We start from the raw sequence: 14,911 nt of genomic DNA, 5'->3' as shown, positions 1-14,911 counted from the left end.
TGTTTAACTAAAATGTTAGTAATTAGTAACTGTTGTTTAACATTACTGGCATTACAAGCATCAATACATCTTCGTTTTCATCATTTGTTTGAGGAATTAATAATCCTGCCCTATTCGGGGTAGATAGTTCTAAAGTAACTTCATCTCCACTTAAATTATTTAGCATTTCAATTAAGAAACGAGCATTAAAACCAATTTCCAGGTCTTCACCATCATATTGGCAACTTAAACGTTCGTGTGCTTCGTTAGCAAAATCTAAATCTTCTGATGAAATATTTAATTCGCTTCCGTTTATTTTTAACCTAACCTGGTGCGTGGTTTTATTTGCAAAGATTACCACACGACGAAGCGTATTTAAAAACAAACTTCTATCAATAACCAATTTATTAGGATTATTTTGAGGGATAACTGCCTCATAATCAGGATAGCGCTCGTCTATTAAACGACACACTAAATTTATATTCTCAAATTTAAAGAAAGCACTTGTTGCATTATAGTCAACTGATACATTAATATCATTGGTTGGTAATGCAGCTTTTAATAATGTAAGGGCTTTTTTAGGTAGAATAAATGATGTCGCTTTATCAGCTTTACTATCCATACGACGATAACGTACAAGCTTGTGCGCATCAGTTGCTACAAATGTAATGTGCTGAGGTGATAACTGGCAAAACACACCTGTCATTGCCGGTCTTAATTCATCGTTACTAACCGCAAAAATTGTTTTTGTTATTGCTTCGGTTAAAACAGAGGCAGGCAAGTTAACAGATGATGCATTTTCAACTACAGGGATTTTAGGGAAATCATCACCGTTCTCACCGCTAAGTTTATATTTTCCATCGCCTGCGCTAATTTCTATAGCAAATGTTGTATCATCAATGTTAAAAGCAATTGGCTGATCTGGTAAAGTTTTAAGCGTATCTAACAAAATTTTAGATGGAACAGCAACTTTTCCTTCTTCTTTCGATTCTACAGCCAGAGCAGTAGTCATGCTGGTTTGCAAATCGGTAGCAGAGATTGTTAAATTGCCATCTTTAATTTCAAAAAGAAAATTTTCTAATATAGGTAAAACTGTGCTGCTGCTAGATGCACCATTAACAGTTTGCAGGTGTTTTAATAAAGTTGATGTGGATACTATAAATCTCATGATATCTTTTAGTCTTCTTCAAAAATATAAAAATTATTTAGCGTACTTGTACTTGCGGTAATAATGTTGAAAAATTGCAAAGAATATTAACACTAATAATGGAAAAACAACATTAATAATCTGCCATTTAGTTTTTTCGAGCTTGATTTTGGCTTTATCCAATAACCGAATTTTAACTTCCTTGTTTCTTAGATCTATTAGGTTATCATCATCAGTAAAATAATCGGCAATATTTAAGAGCAAAGCTTTGTTACCATAAGTACGTTGAGTGTATCTGTCAAAACCTAATGGTAATGGAGAATTATCTTTAGCTACAACCTGATTTTTAAAAATATCACCATCCCCTATTACAATCATTTTAGCGCTTTTGCCCACATTTGTATTCGTAAATGCACTTGCTATTTGAGCTGGCAAAGGTCTGCCGGCAAATACTGAAGGAAATTCCCCTTCTAACAAAACGCCCGCACTTTGTAGCGGATTTTGAAACGACTTAGGATCTGGCTGTTCGGCAACCATTCGCAAAGAAAACAACTTTGGTGCGTTAAAAACCTTATTAAACGATGATGTGGTTAATATATAGGTTTTCTTTACACCTTTAGCGCCAATCGTATCAACGGTGCTCGGAAACTCGGCTTTAATACCATCTAAATTTTTAACTAAACTGGCGGCGGTATCTGGTAACAAAATTGGATAATAAAGCCAAGGCACAAGTTGTATTTGCGGCTGGCCACCCACAACACCTGTCGAAACCGGAATTTCAGCAGAATTTTTATCCGCTATGATATTATAATTGATTCTTGCCCCATACATAAAAAGCATGTCATCAAGATTAAGATTTTTATTAAAAACCATTTGCGAGCCTTTCCCCTGCAAACTATCCAATTCGGCAGATACCTGATCGATGCTCCAAAGCACCCTGCCCCCATTCATTACAAAATAATTTATTTTATACTTTTCAGTTTCGGTATATGCTTGCTGAGGTTTTATGATAACTAGCATTTTCAACTTATCCAACCCTGCTTTATCGATGGTGTTTAAATTTACTCTTCCAACTTCATAACTATTAGAAAGTGTATGGATTGCATCATAAAGTTCTAAATCGCTTGGTTCTCCATTGGCTTCAGTGAAGCCTATTCGAGGATTATTGCCGTTAACTACTTTTTTAATGCCCGAAGTAAATGCATATTCCAGGTTTTCTATCGAACGGTTAATATTGTCTTCATAATTTCCGCTGGCATCAAGATTTTGAAAAAGTTTAACCGGTAATTCTTTCCCGTCGCTCTCAATCATTGCCATAGGGTAAACCAACTTTTGCGTTAAGCCACTTTCTGTTTTAACACTTAAATTTGTGGCTTCAATACCGTGCATGTATAAATTATTGATAACCGTATCTTGGTCTGCAACGCTTAATCCAGCTAATGGATCAACAAAAACAACTTTTAGATCTGCGTTAGAATATGCCTTATAATCGTTAAGCAAATCTTTTACAGATGTTTGCAAACGCTTAAAAGCTGCAGGCAATTCTCCATTTAAAAAAACTGTTATAGTTATAGGTTTTTGGCTTTTTGCTAATGCATTTTTAGTTTTATCGGTTAAGGTAAAACGCTTATCAGCTGTAAAATCAAAGCGATGAAAAAAATATCTTCCAGTAAGATTTAGTGAAATAAGAATTAAGAAAACGACAATTATATTTAACCAGTTTTTATTGTTTTTCATTATTTCTTTCCTCCCGCAGCCAACATTGTAAATAATAGAAATATTGATGAAAAACTAATAAAATATATTAAATCTCTGGTATCTAAAACGCCTCTACTTATCGATTGGTAATGTTCGTTAATCCCTAAAGATGATATAATAGTTTCGAAACTTTTTAAGGCAAAAAGTTGACTTGTGTAATCAAAGCCCAAGAAAGCAAAAGCACAAAGTGCCGCTGAAACAGCAAAGGCAATAATCTGGTTTTTGGTGAGCGATGAAGCAAAAATTCCAACCGAAGTGAATGCGGTGCCTAATAAAAAGAGCCCAATGTAGGAGCCTATAACTGCCCCTGAATCTATATTTCCTTCAGGTAAACCAAGTTTTGATATTGAAAAATAATAAATTGTTGTAGGTATTAAAGCAAATAAAACCAAAACCAAACATGATAAATATTTAGCAAAGATGATTTGCCAAAGCGTAATTGGCTTGGTAATTAACAATTCGTAGGTACCTTCCTTTTTTTCTTCGGCAAATGAGCGCATGGTTATCGCCGGAATTAAAAACATAAAAAGATATGGAACTAAACTAAAGAAACCACCCATTTCTGCGTAGCCGTAATCGAGAATTGATGTATCAGGAAAAAACCACAGCAAAAGTCCAGAAACCAATAAAAAAACGCCTATGGTTATGAAAGCAACCATCGAACTTAAAAAACTATTTAATTCGCGTTTAAAAACTGCGTACATAACTAAATTTAAATGCCGAAGTTAACAAAATAATAAAGTAATTTATAGATGTCTTACTGTTAAACTAAGTGGTTAAAAGACTTTGAAATACATTATTTTTAAAATGATATAAAGCATCTGTGTATAAAGGAAATATCTAAAGTTCAAAAGCATAAGCTACTTTTAAGCCTGCAAAACCTTTTGTATTTGAAGAATTTAATAGTTGAATATTATCATTTTTTCCCGTCCAGCCTTCGTATCTTAAACCAACATCCAACAATCCCTTATTTCTCAGTTTAAATATATTTCCAATTCCTGGCGACCAAATCGCTAGTGTTTTTTGTGTTTCATTTATTGGGATTCCTGCGCCTAATTGCGCTTCTGCGTAAAAACCTTCGCTTAGGTAATATTTTAAACCAGCTTTTAATGGGATGTAAGTTAAATCTTTAACCATCAGAACTTGGTTTCTTCTGCCAAAAAAATTCATAAAACCGCCGTTTAAACTTATAGCAAGTTGATTTGAAATCGGTAAATCAAATTTTATGGAGCCACCTGTTCCTATTGCCGAAATACCTGAGAAATTTCCGGATGGAAGCCCGATTTCTGCACCAATGCTTAAATTAGTTGTATTTTGAGCTTTTAATATTGTAGCATAAAATGATAGTATGGCAAATAGTAGTAACCGAAATTTAAACATGAATTAAGCCGTAAGTTTTCTAAAAATATCCTCTAATGAATTGTGATTATTTGCCATTTTCAAACCTTCCAACGTATCATTGGCTACAATTTTGCCTTTATTAATGATGATGATATCGTCGCAAATAGCTTCAACCTCCTGCATGATGTGTGTAGAAATAATGACAGTTTTATCTTTACCCAACGTTTTAATCAAGGCTCTTATATCAACCAATTGATTTGGATCTAAACCTGATGTAGGTTCATCCAAAATTAAAACTTCCGGATTGTGAATAATCGCCTGAGCCAAACCAACCCTTTGTCTGTAACCTTTAGATAGCATTCCAATTTTTTTGTGCTGTTCTGGTGTTAAACCAACCATTTCAATCACATCTGCTACACGCTTAGAAATATCTGCAAGCTTGTAGATTTGCGCAACAAAACTCAAAAATTCCTTTACGTACATTTCGGTATAAAGCGGGGTATTTTCAGGTAAATAGCCAATATGCTTTTTTGCATCAACAGCCTCCAGACTAATATTTTTACCAGAAATTTTTGCTTCGCCAGATGTAGCTTCTAGGTAGCCGGTTAGCATGCGCATTGTAGTAGATTTACCCGCACCATTCGGACCCAAAAAGCCCAAAATACGGCCAGGCTTTGCTTCAAAGCTTATAGAATCTACTGCTTTTTGATTGCCGTAATGTTTAGAAAGGCCTTTTACTGAAATGCTCATTGTGTTTCTTTATAAATCGGTTGCCATTGCAATGCACAAAGCAATGACGATATTGTTAGTTAATATTTGCCGAACTTATCTTTTTATTGTATCGAAACTTATCAAGTTGTTCTGCAGCTTGCACAATATTATCTGATGATAAAATATCGGCCCCATTACTTACCAGATGATAATAAATATTCTTCGCAGGATTTGCAACAGAGCTTTTATCAATGTTACCCATGGTACCTAAAATTGTAGTAATACCCTTATTATGCAGGTAATTGTATAGTTCCTTTTCAGGAGCGCTAACACCTAAAAATGCTACAATTCTATTATTTGGTATACCTAAATCATTAAGTCTTTTTAATTCAGATTTTTTCTGCACTGATGCCGAAATCATTAAATCCGGCGCCAGTTTATGAACTTCCTGAGCCTGATTTGCATTGTATGTAATAATGATTGAGTTGCTCTCTACTTTGTACTGCTTAACCTTTTCAATTACTTTAGCGTAAGAAACACCTCGTTTTAAATCTATCGTTAGTAACACTTTCCCCTTACTCCAGCTTAACACGCTATCTAAAGTCGGTATCTTAAATTTAGTTTCGTTTCCTTCATTATCCTTTAAATTAAAAGTTTTAAGTTCATCGTAAGTATAATCTCCAATCAGCCCTTTTCCTGTTGATGTTCTGTCCAGTTTATCATCATGCATAATTACCAAAACAGAATCTTTACTATAAGCGATATCGAATTCGATAACCATTGGATTGTAGGTGGTGGCATTTTCAAAAGTTTCTATGCAATTTTCTGGATAGCCGGGCATCGGACCACCGCGATGCGCACTGATTAATGGATAACGATTATCAGGCGACCATTTTAAGAACCGGTAAAGTTGGTTTGTGGTATCAAATTTAATGTAATGATGAACTTTTTCTTCTTGTTTGCAGGATAAAAAAGCCAATAAAACAGAGAAGAAAAATAATAAGTGAAATTTCATGATTCAAAAGTAGAAAAAAATGGAAGATGGTAAAGGTAAAATGGAGGATTTTTGGTTGAATGTGTTTATTGGTTAATCGTTAAACGGATACATTGAGCATGAACAATTCAACAGTCTACAAATTCTACAATTTAAACGACTAATTAATTCAGCAATTGAAACAATTAATCAATTTAACTAATTAACCGATTCAACAATTCAAATAATTCAAATAATTAACCTTCCGCTACGCATATCCATTTTTAATGGCAAAAACGGCCAAACCAACTCGTGTTTTTAGCTCTAACTTTTCGCAAAGATTGTCGCGGTAGCTTTCTACAGTCCGTGGGCTACAAAACATTTTATCAGCTATTTCCTTGTAATTAAGTTCAGTAACCGTGTATTTTAAAAATTCTTTTTCCCTATCGGATATTTTAATTTCGGCTTCTTTGGCTTTATTTAAACTAAAAAATATAATTTTTGATGCCCATTCTGGATAGAAAAATCCATTTGCTGCCAATTTTGTTAGTGCATTTTCTAATTCTGCCGGATGCGCATTTTTTAATAAATAACCGGTTGCGCCATTGGTAACCATTTTAATAACACTTTTTTCTTCGCCTTGCATGCTCAAAGCCATCACTAATATTTCAGGATGATTTAATTTGACCCAGGTTACAGTTTCAAAACCATCCATTAGGGGCATGCTAATATCAAGAAGTAAAATATCCGGAATTTTACTTCCATTAATAAACCTATCTATTAAATCTTTACCGTTTTCGCAAACGTAGATAACTTCAAAATCTTCAAAATTATTGATGATGCCCTGCAATGCCTTGGCTATAAGTACATGATCATCTACAATAACAATGGTTTTTTTCATGATTAGTTATTTAAAATCACAGTAAGTGCTGTACCATGATTAGGTTTACTTTCAAAGCTGAATTTGCCACCAATAATTTCGGCTCTTTTCTTCATGTTTTTAAGTCCTATTCCTTCTGCATAATTTTTCTCATAATCAAATCCAACACCATTATCCTGAATTTTTAACCTTAAAAAGGCTTCATTATCAGATTGTAAATCAATTTTAATCTCATCACAATTGGCATGCTTTAAACTATTTTGAAGAAATTCTTGCGTAATCCTCAGTAAAACATTTTTACGAACAAAGTCTAAATCAAAATAATCACAATTGTAATTGAACAAAACCTCACACTTTTTCAATGCATTTAAATGATTTACTTCATCTTGTATTAAAGTTACAATTTCATTTCTACTAACATTATCATTTGTTAAATTTTTCGATAGGCTTCGTAAATCCTGTAAAGAGGAATTTACAATTTGATATATCTGTTCAATTTTATCACTCGCCTGTGGCACTTTTTTTTCGTAAACGAGTTGCTGCGCATACAAGCTTACCAAAGTTAATTTTTGCCCAATGTTATCATGCAGTTCTCTACCGATTTGTTGCATGGTATCTTGCTGTATTTCTAATTGAGTTGATAAAAGTTCTTTTTGATGTATTTCATTATTGATTTTTATTTCATTTAAGTACTCCTTTTTTCTCGATTTATATTTCCTGATGTAAACCATAATGGCAACAGTAAAACTCACAAAAAACAGGTTAAATAAAATAACCGTAATTAATAGCTCTGTTTTCCCCATATAAATGAAATTGAAAATAATAAATACATAACTACACCTGAAATTAAGAAGTAATTGTAATAAATATCCCAAATGGTTGAATAATCTTTTAGCAAAGAATAAAATGTAAAAAACGGCAAAGTACCGATGTAAAAAAGTGTTACACCTAAGTTTATGTAAAACATTTTATTTTTATGAAAATTGAGGATGTTTATAGAATTAACCTGATTATAATATTCTTTAAGCACTAAAAACATTAGCAATAAGCAACCTAAAGTGTAGTTGAAGGAGAAATAGATTTTGCTCTCTCTAAAAAACAATTCGCTTACTAAAAACGAAGAGAAGTAAATTGTAGAGCATGAATAAAATAGAACTTTACTATTAAAACATTTGATGGCATAAAGCCAATAAAAAAATATAAATTGAAAAGGAATAATGAGGTAGTTATAATATTTTGCCTTTGAGAAGCTGAAATATAAACCACCCCATTTGCCAATAATTTCACTTAAAAAGATGATTACTAAATAATAGATAAAAAATCGCCAATATTGATTTTTTAATGATGCATAATTAAGCAAAGCGATAATTGCAGCTAAGCCTTCTACCCAAAGAAAGCTATCGCTCAAAAATTTCTGGAAATTACTTAATTCCATTTTTACTAATAATTTTCTACAACGGTAACAGCCGGTGGAATTGTTTGTCCGTGGTTTTGGGCCATTACCTGCATCGCTTGCGTTTCGCCGTCATCACTAATTTTCATCATACGCATGCTTTGGCCTTGCGTTGCTCTATCGGGTGAGTAAGTTCTTTCATCCAGCGGATTAAAGTCAAAGTCTAAATACCCATCAACACTTTTCATTTTTAATGTTGGTATCATTATCAATGTATGTTTTTCGGCAGATTCTTTTGGTATGTTATTATTCTTTCCAAAAATGTCCCAATTATCTGCTTTTGGGTAAGCTGCGTAATAAAAACGTAAGCCCAGGCTATCATCGCTAATGTCTTGTTTTACTCTTTTACTTTCATTTTCGATATCCTGAATAAATTTTTTCAAGGTTTTTAAATCAAACCAAACAGAGTGTGCATCATTTATACCGAGCGTTTTATTAATCAATTCCAGCTGAATATTACGGTAGTTATCAACCATCAGTTGAATAGCTTTTTGGGGCATGGTGTTGGGTTTTCCCGTAGGTGTATCCTTAACTGAGCCTCTAAAAAATTTTTGAATTAAATAAAATGCAATTGCTCCTAAAACAAAAGCAATAATGTAACTGAATGTTGGGTTCGATTCCATAGTTTTTTGGTTTTTATTAAAGTTAACTTTTATTCTCAAATGTGGTAAATCTTTAAAGCATAAAACATGGGGTTTTCCCCATATTTTTTTAGTTGTTTTCACCAATAATCGATTTGTTACTTTTCCCACTGATTTTTAGTGATTTACCTGCCAGTTTTCTACTCAAACTATAACAATTTAGGTGGTGTTAAACGTCGACGATTTTAAAGGAATAAACCGAAAATCCTAAACAGAGTAGGTAACCATTCAATAAAACTAAAAATCATGTCAAAAACTTTAAAAAAAGAAGAAAAGGTAGAGTACACTGGCCGATATCTTGTACTATTACCTGAAGGATCGAATACATCAGATTCTATCAACCAAATCAACTCAATTAGCGGACTGAACCTTAAAAGCTCACTTGAATTTGAAAACGAATTTTTTACAGATAAAGACCTTGCCAAAACAGATGGAATTATCTTAGATAAACTTGGAATTGCCATTGTAAATGAAAAACCAAAAATTGAAAACAACATTAGCAGTTTTGGCGACAACCAAATGATTGTGGAAAAAGAAACGGTTGTTTATGCCATCGGCATGCTTGATGAAAGTACCCAAAACTACGTTGAAGGTTACAGAGATGCCATCAATCAGATTGCAAATGTTTTGGTTGGCCAGGAGATGGACGAATCGAGCTATGCCGAACAAGAATCAGAAGTTGAATCTGTTGGTGCAACCTGGGGATTAAAAGCAACCAACGTAGTTCCAACAAATTTCTTAAGGTACAACCCATATAACGGAGCTGGCATAAAAGTTGCCATTTTAGATACAGGTTTTGATTTTAATCATCCCGATTTTGCTGGCCGACCTGTGGTACACCAAAGTTTTATTTCAGGAGAAACCACGCAAGACGGACACGGACACGGAACACATTGTACCGGTACTGCTTGCGGTCCTTTGAGTTCTCCATCAGCTTCTGAAAGATATGGAATTGCTTATGCTGCAAGCATTTACATCGGCAAAGTATTAAGTAATGGTGGTTCTGGCGGCGATGGGGGCATCCTTGCGGGCATTAACTGGGCAATTGCGAACCGTTGCGAAGTTGTAAGCATGTCGTTAAGAGGCTTTTTAAATGGCTCGGGTTATTCAGCTGTTTTTGAAACCGCTGCAGCCAGAGCTTTAGCCCAAGGAACTTTGATTATTGCTGCTGCCGGTAACGATTCTGCAAGACCAGGTACGGTTAGACAAGTGATGCATCCTGCAAATTGTCCGTCCATAATGGCGGTTGGTGCTGTAGATGTTAATATGAATGTTGCAAATTTCTCTAACGGTGGCTTATACCCTACTTATGGCGCTGTTGATATTGCTGCGCCAGGTGTAAGTGTGTATTCATCTACCAAATTGCCAACCAAATATGCAACCTGGAATGGTACCAGTATGGCTACACCACATGTTGCGGGCATTGCAGCACTTTGGGCACAGGCAACAGGTTTACGCGGTATTAACTTGTGGCGCAAATTAACCTCAACTGCAAAAGTATTATCTTCGCCAGCTAGAGACGTTGGTGCAGGTTTAGTGCAGGCACCTACAAAAACCAGGTTAATTAAATTTCCAATTGACAGGATTCCGATTGATAGATTTCCGCTTGAGAAAGTGCCAATTTTGGTCAACCCAAGATTCCCTATCGACCCAATTGGTCCAATTGAAAGAATAATAAGATGAAATCAAAATGGTTAATATCTGTTAAGGATGGTAGTTTAGACACGGTAACTGCCGAGCTCAGAAAACTTGGTGTGAAAAGTGTTGAAACACTTGAAGCCATAGGTGTGATTATTATTGTGCCAACAAGCCAGAAAATAACAGATGTAAAGAAAATTAAAGGTGTTTTAAGTGTTGAGGAAGAAAGGGACGTTAACATTTAGCCAAACCATTTTTTTATAAAATTAGAACGATGTTGCAAGCAGCAGCATCGTTTTTTTTTGTTAGCAATGCTGATGAAACTTTAATAATTGAACAGCCTTTGCAATTTAAACCCGATCCTCAAACATCTAGGATAATTTGTTTAGGCAATTTTATAACGTCAAAACGCTTGTTAAAAACCTTTTACCTTTTACCTCTTACCTTTTACCTTATTTATTATCTTTGCCTCCATTATGGCTCAAAAGAATAACGACGAACAATTTAAAAATGTAATATCACACGCTAAAGAATATGGTTTTGTGTTCCAAAGCAGCGAAATATATGATGGCTTAAGTGCCGTTTACGATTACGGCCAATTGGGTGCTGAGTTGAAAAACAATATTAAAACTTATTGGTGGAAAGCCATGGTGCAAATGCATGAAAACATTGTAGGAATTGATTCTGCAATTTTTATGCACCCTAAAGTTTGGAAAGCAAGCGGACACGTTGATGGTTTTAACGACCCGATGATTGATAATAAAGATTCGAAAAAACGTTACCGTGCCGACCAATTATTGGAAAATAAAATTGATGAGTTATATTCTGAATTAGCCAATTTTAGCACAGATAATAAAGCTAAATTCGAAGAATTTCAACAAGAAATTTTGGGTTTAAGCGACGAAGGGCAAGCGGCATGGATTCCGGGCTTTAAGGAAGAAAATTCGATTTTAGATAACGCCAAATATCCATTTGTTGATGAGGCAAGCTGGAGATTTGTGAAAAAAGGATTGGCGCTTGAGGTTGAAATGAACCTGGCCCTTAAATCTGAAAATTTAGCACAGCTGAAAGATTTAATTGTTGATTACAAAGTAATTTGTCCGATTTCAAAAACTTCAAACTGGACTGACGTTCGCCAGTTTAACCTGATGTTTAGCACGCAATTTGGTGCAATGGCCGAAGGTAGTGATGAAGTTTACCTTCGTCCGGAAACGGCGCAAGGTATTTTTGTAAACTTTTTAAACGTTCAAAAATCTGGAAGGATGAAAATTCCTTTCGGTATTGCACAAATTGGTAAAGCTTTCCGTAATGAGGTAATTGCCCGCCAGTTCATTATGCGTATGCGTGAGTTTGAGCAAATGGAAATGCAATTTTTTGTTCGCCCTGGTGAAGATAAAAAATGGTTTGAATACTGGAAAGAAGCCCGCCTAAAGTGGCATAAAGCTTTAGGAACTTCGCCTGAAAAGTATCGTTATCACGACCATGTTAAATTAGCGCATTATGCAAATGCTGCAACAGATATCGAATTTGAATTCCCGTTCGGATTTAAAGAAGTTGAAGGTATTCATAGTCGCACAGATTTCGATTTAACACAACACCAGGAATTTTCTGGCAAGAAAATGCAGTATTTTGATAACGATTTAAATGAAGCAGGTAAACCTTATGGAAATTACGTTCCTTACGTTATCGAAACGTCAATAGGTTTAGATCGTATGTTCTTGTTAACCATGATTAATGCTTTTGAAGAGCAAGATTTAAGCACAGAAGATAAGCAAGACAGCCGTACTTTACTACGTTTACATCCTGCCTTGGCACCATATAAAGTTGCTGTTTTCCCATTAACTAAAAAGGATGGTTTACCAGAAAAAGCACGCGAAATTATGGATACTTTGAAATTTGATTTTAATTGTATTTATGAAGAAAAAGATGCAATAGGTAAACGTTATCGCCGTCAGGATGCGATTGGAACCCCGTTTTGTATTACAGTTGACCACCAGAGTTTAGAAGACAACACAGTTACAATTCGCCACCGCGATAGCATGGAGCAAGAACGTGTTGCCATTGCCGATTTAGCTAACATTGTAAATAAACAAGTTAGCTGGAAGAATTTGTTAGCCTAGATTTTACAACCATAGACATCTAAGTTTTGATTATAATATTAAAGTCGCAGGTTTTTTAGCTTGCGACTTTTTTTTTATTTAAGCTTCTTGACCATAATTTCAATCGGTTATTTAGATGTAAAAAACTGAAGATTATGTATTTCAAGCCATCATCACAACTATATTTGAAATCAGAAAACTGATTGAAAATGAAAATCCCTCAAAAATTCTTTGCCCGCCAACACGAAATTGCAGCCGATTATTTTATAGAATTAGATAAACATCTAGCCGATATCGTTTCTGGCAAAGCCACCGAAATGTTCGAGGTAAGGGATTTTGCCGAAATATTGCATGTTCACCCAACTCATTTCAGCAACACCATTAAGTCAGCAACCGGCCATTCGCCATGCTATTTCTTTGAAGAACGTTTAATGGAAATTTCTAAATCGATGTTACAAAATGTTAGTACTCCAATTTCTGAAATCGCAAGGATTTTGACTTACGATCCATCAAATTTTACTAAGTTTTTTAAACACTTTTCAGGGCAAACGCCTAAACAATACCGCGAAGCATATTTTCAATCGCTGGCAGAAAAAAAGGAAATTATCACCATATAAAACTTAATTACTCACCATTTTTCCTTAACGTATCACCATTTTTGAAGCACATTTCCATTTAATTTTGTTTATCAAATTAAAAGAAAAATGGAAATACAAAATAAGATTGTACTAGTAACCGGCGGAAGCAGAGGCTTAGGTAAAAACGCAGCTATTCATTTGGCTAAAAAAGGGTTGGATGTTTTAATAACTTATCAATCGAAAAAAGATGATGCAGATGAAACCGTAGAAGCGCTTAAAGCAATTGGCGTAAATGCAACAGCATTACAATTAAATGTTGGCGATGTAAAAAGCTTTGATGGATTTGTTAACGATGTTAAGGCCATTCTGCTGTCGAATTTTAATGCTGAAAAAATTGATTATTTGGTAAACAATGCAGGGATTGGTGTTCACGCATCTTTCGAAGAAACCACAGAAGAACAATTTGATACTTTGTTAAACATTCAATTTAAAGGCGTATTCTTTTTAACACAAAAAGTATTGGCCATATTAAATGATGGTGGCGGCATTATAAATGTTTCTACCGGCTTGGCTCGTTTTGCTTTACCTGGTTATGCGGCTTACGCATCTATGAAAGGTGCAATGGAAACACTTACCAAGTATCAGGCTAAAGAATTAGGTTCTAGAGGTATTAATGTAAATATTGTAGCACCGGGTGCAATCGAAACCGATTTTGGTGGTGGTGCTGTTAGAGATAACGAGCAATTAAATAAAATGATTGCCTCTCAAACTGCTTTGGGCAGAGTTGGCTTACCAGATGATATTGGTGGTGTTATTGCCTTTTTGTGCACAAAAGAAGCCAAATGGATTAATGCACAACGTATTGAAGCATCAGGCGGTATGTTTTTGTAGCTATTAAATAGAAGCCCTCAACATTGTTGAGGGCCTTTTGTTAAAAAATTTAACACTTTTATCAACAGCAAAAAATAAATACAACTTCAAGGCGTTATCATGTTATCATTGTAAAACCAAACATGTTTCGCCTTTTTTTTATCTCCGGCATATTTTTATTTCTATACGCTAATGCTGCAATGGCGCAACGCTGGACAGATGCTGAATTTAAAAAAGCAAATACGGGTGTATATGCAGACTATTTAACCAGCGAAGAAAAGAATACACTGCTATACATGAACCTTATACGCATTGATGGAGAGAAATTTTATTACACCTTTCTAGAAGATTACATTAACAACTACAACGAGAAAGTTAAAAAATACCGCAATTATAATGAACTTAAAATTTCGCGAAATAATGCTTATTACTTATCATTATTAAAACATGTAAAAGGCATTAAAAACCTGCCAATGTTTTACCCAAATGAACAGTTAAGTGCAGTGAGCAGAAGCCATGCAATAGATTTGAATCGGAATAATATTGATACGCATGAAAGCAGCAATGGCGATTCTTTTTCTAAACGCGTATCAAAATATTTCCCTAAAAAGGCAATGAGTGAAAATATAGATTTCGGCTATTCGAATAGTTTAGATATTGTTTGCCATTTGCTACTAGATTGTGGCGTGCCATCACTAGGGCACAGATTTAACCTGTTAGATCGAAAATATAAATTAAATACAGTCGGAATAAGCATTCAACCTCACCCATCTTACAGTTGGTGCGCAGTTATCGATTTTGTTGCAGAGCCAAACACCCTTTCAAAATAACTAAATCTAAAAT

At 34.6% G+C, this 14,911-nt stretch carries 16 protein-coding genes; 6 read left to right on the top strand and 10 right to left on the bottom strand.

From position 1 onward, the window contains the following. Window positions 1-22: 22 nt before the first annotated feature. From dnaN to LUA86_RS12180, 10 genes are all read right to left on the bottom strand, one after another. Complete coding sequence (dnaN, locus tag LUA86_RS12225) at window positions 23-1,147, bottom strand: DNA polymerase III subunit beta (protein ID WP_231462981.1); 1,125 nt, start codon at window positions 1,145-1,147, stop codon at window positions 23-25. A gap of 33 nt (window positions 1,148-1,180) precedes the next feature. After that, on the bottom strand, window positions 1,181-2,863 hold the full coding sequence (gldG, locus tag LUA86_RS12220) for a gliding motility-associated ABC transporter substrate-binding protein GldG (protein ID WP_231462968.1): 1,683 nt from the start codon (window positions 2,861-2,863) through the stop codon (window positions 1,181-1,183). Beyond that, window positions 2,863-3,588 (bottom strand): gliding motility-associated ABC transporter permease subunit GldF, encoded by a 726-nt coding sequence (gene gldF / locus LUA86_RS12215; RefSeq protein ID WP_231462965.1) that lies wholly within the window; start codon window positions 3,586-3,588, stop codon window positions 2,863-2,865. Before gldF ends, gldG begins: the two co-directional genes overlap by 1 nt. 136 nt (window positions 3,589-3,724) lie before the next feature. Then, window positions 3,725-4,264: a hypothetical protein gene (locus LUA86_RS12210; protein ID WP_231462938.1), complete on the bottom strand. Its 540-nt coding sequence runs from the start codon at window positions 4,262-4,264 to the stop codon at window positions 3,725-3,727. A gap of 3 nt (window positions 4,265-4,267) precedes the next feature. Then, complete coding sequence (locus LUA86_RS12205; protein WP_231462935.1) at window positions 4,268-4,975, bottom strand: ATP-binding cassette domain-containing protein; 708 nt, start codon at window positions 4,973-4,975, stop codon at window positions 4,268-4,270. Between the two features lie 55 nt (window positions 4,976-5,030). After that, entirely contained in the window at window positions 5,031-5,951 is a 921-nt protein-coding gene (locus tag LUA86_RS12200; RefSeq protein WP_231462906.1) for a glycerophosphodiester phosphodiesterase family protein, read from the bottom strand. 226 nt (window positions 5,952-6,177) lie between these two features. Beyond that, on the bottom strand, window positions 6,178-6,810 hold the full coding sequence (locus tag LUA86_RS12195) for a response regulator transcription factor (protein WP_231462903.1): 633 nt from the start codon (window positions 6,808-6,810) through the stop codon (window positions 6,178-6,180). A 2-nt stretch (window positions 6,811-6,812) separates the two neighbouring features. Further along, window positions 6,813-7,592, bottom strand: coding sequence for a sensor histidine kinase (locus LUA86_RS12190; RefSeq protein WP_231462900.1), 780 nt, complete (start codon window positions 7,590-7,592; stop codon window positions 6,813-6,815). Then, window positions 7,571-8,224 (bottom strand): hypothetical protein, encoded by a 654-nt coding sequence (locus LUA86_RS12185; RefSeq protein WP_231462870.1) that lies wholly within the window; start codon window positions 8,222-8,224, stop codon window positions 7,571-7,573. The genes LUA86_RS12190 and LUA86_RS12185 overlap by 22 nt, the downstream gene beginning before the upstream one ends. 5 nt (window positions 8,225-8,229) lie before the next feature. Continuing rightward, window positions 8,230-8,865 (bottom strand): hypothetical protein, encoded by a 636-nt coding sequence (locus LUA86_RS12180; protein WP_231462867.1) that lies wholly within the window; start codon window positions 8,863-8,865, stop codon window positions 8,230-8,232. Window positions 8,866-9,129: 264 nt separating this feature from the next. Here LUA86_RS12180 and LUA86_RS12175 point away from each other — a divergent pair, with 264 nt between their 5' ends. The 6 genes from LUA86_RS12175 (at window position 9,130) to LUA86_RS12150 (ending at window position 14,898) form a co-directional block, all read left to right on the top strand. Further along, window positions 9,130-10,566, top strand: coding sequence for a S8 family serine peptidase (locus LUA86_RS12175; protein WP_231462864.1), 1,437 nt, complete (start codon window positions 9,130-9,132; stop codon window positions 10,564-10,566). Further along, window positions 10,563-10,766: a hypothetical protein gene (locus tag LUA86_RS12170; RefSeq protein ID WP_231462850.1), complete on the top strand. Its 204-nt coding sequence runs from the start codon at window positions 10,563-10,565 to the stop codon at window positions 10,764-10,766. Before LUA86_RS12175 ends, LUA86_RS12170 begins: the two co-directional genes overlap by 4 nt. A gap of 231 nt (window positions 10,767-10,997) precedes the next feature. Next, entirely contained in the window at window positions 10,998-12,641 is a 1,644-nt protein-coding gene (locus LUA86_RS12165) for a glycine--tRNA ligase (RefSeq protein ID WP_231462838.1), read from the top strand. Window positions 12,642-12,829: 188 nt separating this feature from the next. Beyond that, window positions 12,830-13,237 carry an AraC family transcriptional regulator gene (locus LUA86_RS12160; protein WP_231462835.1) on the top strand — a complete coding sequence of 136 codons (408 nt, stop codon included), beginning with the start codon at window positions 12,830-12,832 and terminating at the stop codon, window positions 13,235-13,237. Window positions 13,238-13,324: 87 nt separating this feature from the next. Then, window positions 13,325-14,089 carry an SDR family NAD(P)-dependent oxidoreductase gene (locus LUA86_RS12155; RefSeq protein WP_231462820.1) on the top strand — a complete coding sequence of 255 codons (765 nt, stop codon included), beginning with the start codon at window positions 13,325-13,327 and terminating at the stop codon, window positions 14,087-14,089. Between the two features lie 122 nt (window positions 14,090-14,211). Next, the gene (locus LUA86_RS12150) at window positions 14,212-14,898 is read left to right on the top strand and encodes a CAP domain-containing protein (protein WP_231462817.1); all 687 of its coding nucleotides are present in this window, start codon (window positions 14,212-14,214) and stop codon (window positions 14,896-14,898) included. Window positions 14,899-14,911: the final 13 nt, after the last annotated feature.

Origin of the sequence: Pedobacter sp. Leaf132 (genome assembly GCF_920984695.1) — a bacterium.
Lineage (GTDB): Bacteria > Bacteroidota > Bacteroidia > Sphingobacteriales > Sphingobacteriaceae > Pedobacter.
Note: the sequence above shows the minus strand (reverse complement) of the source record. Positions and strands in the feature narration are given on the sequence as shown.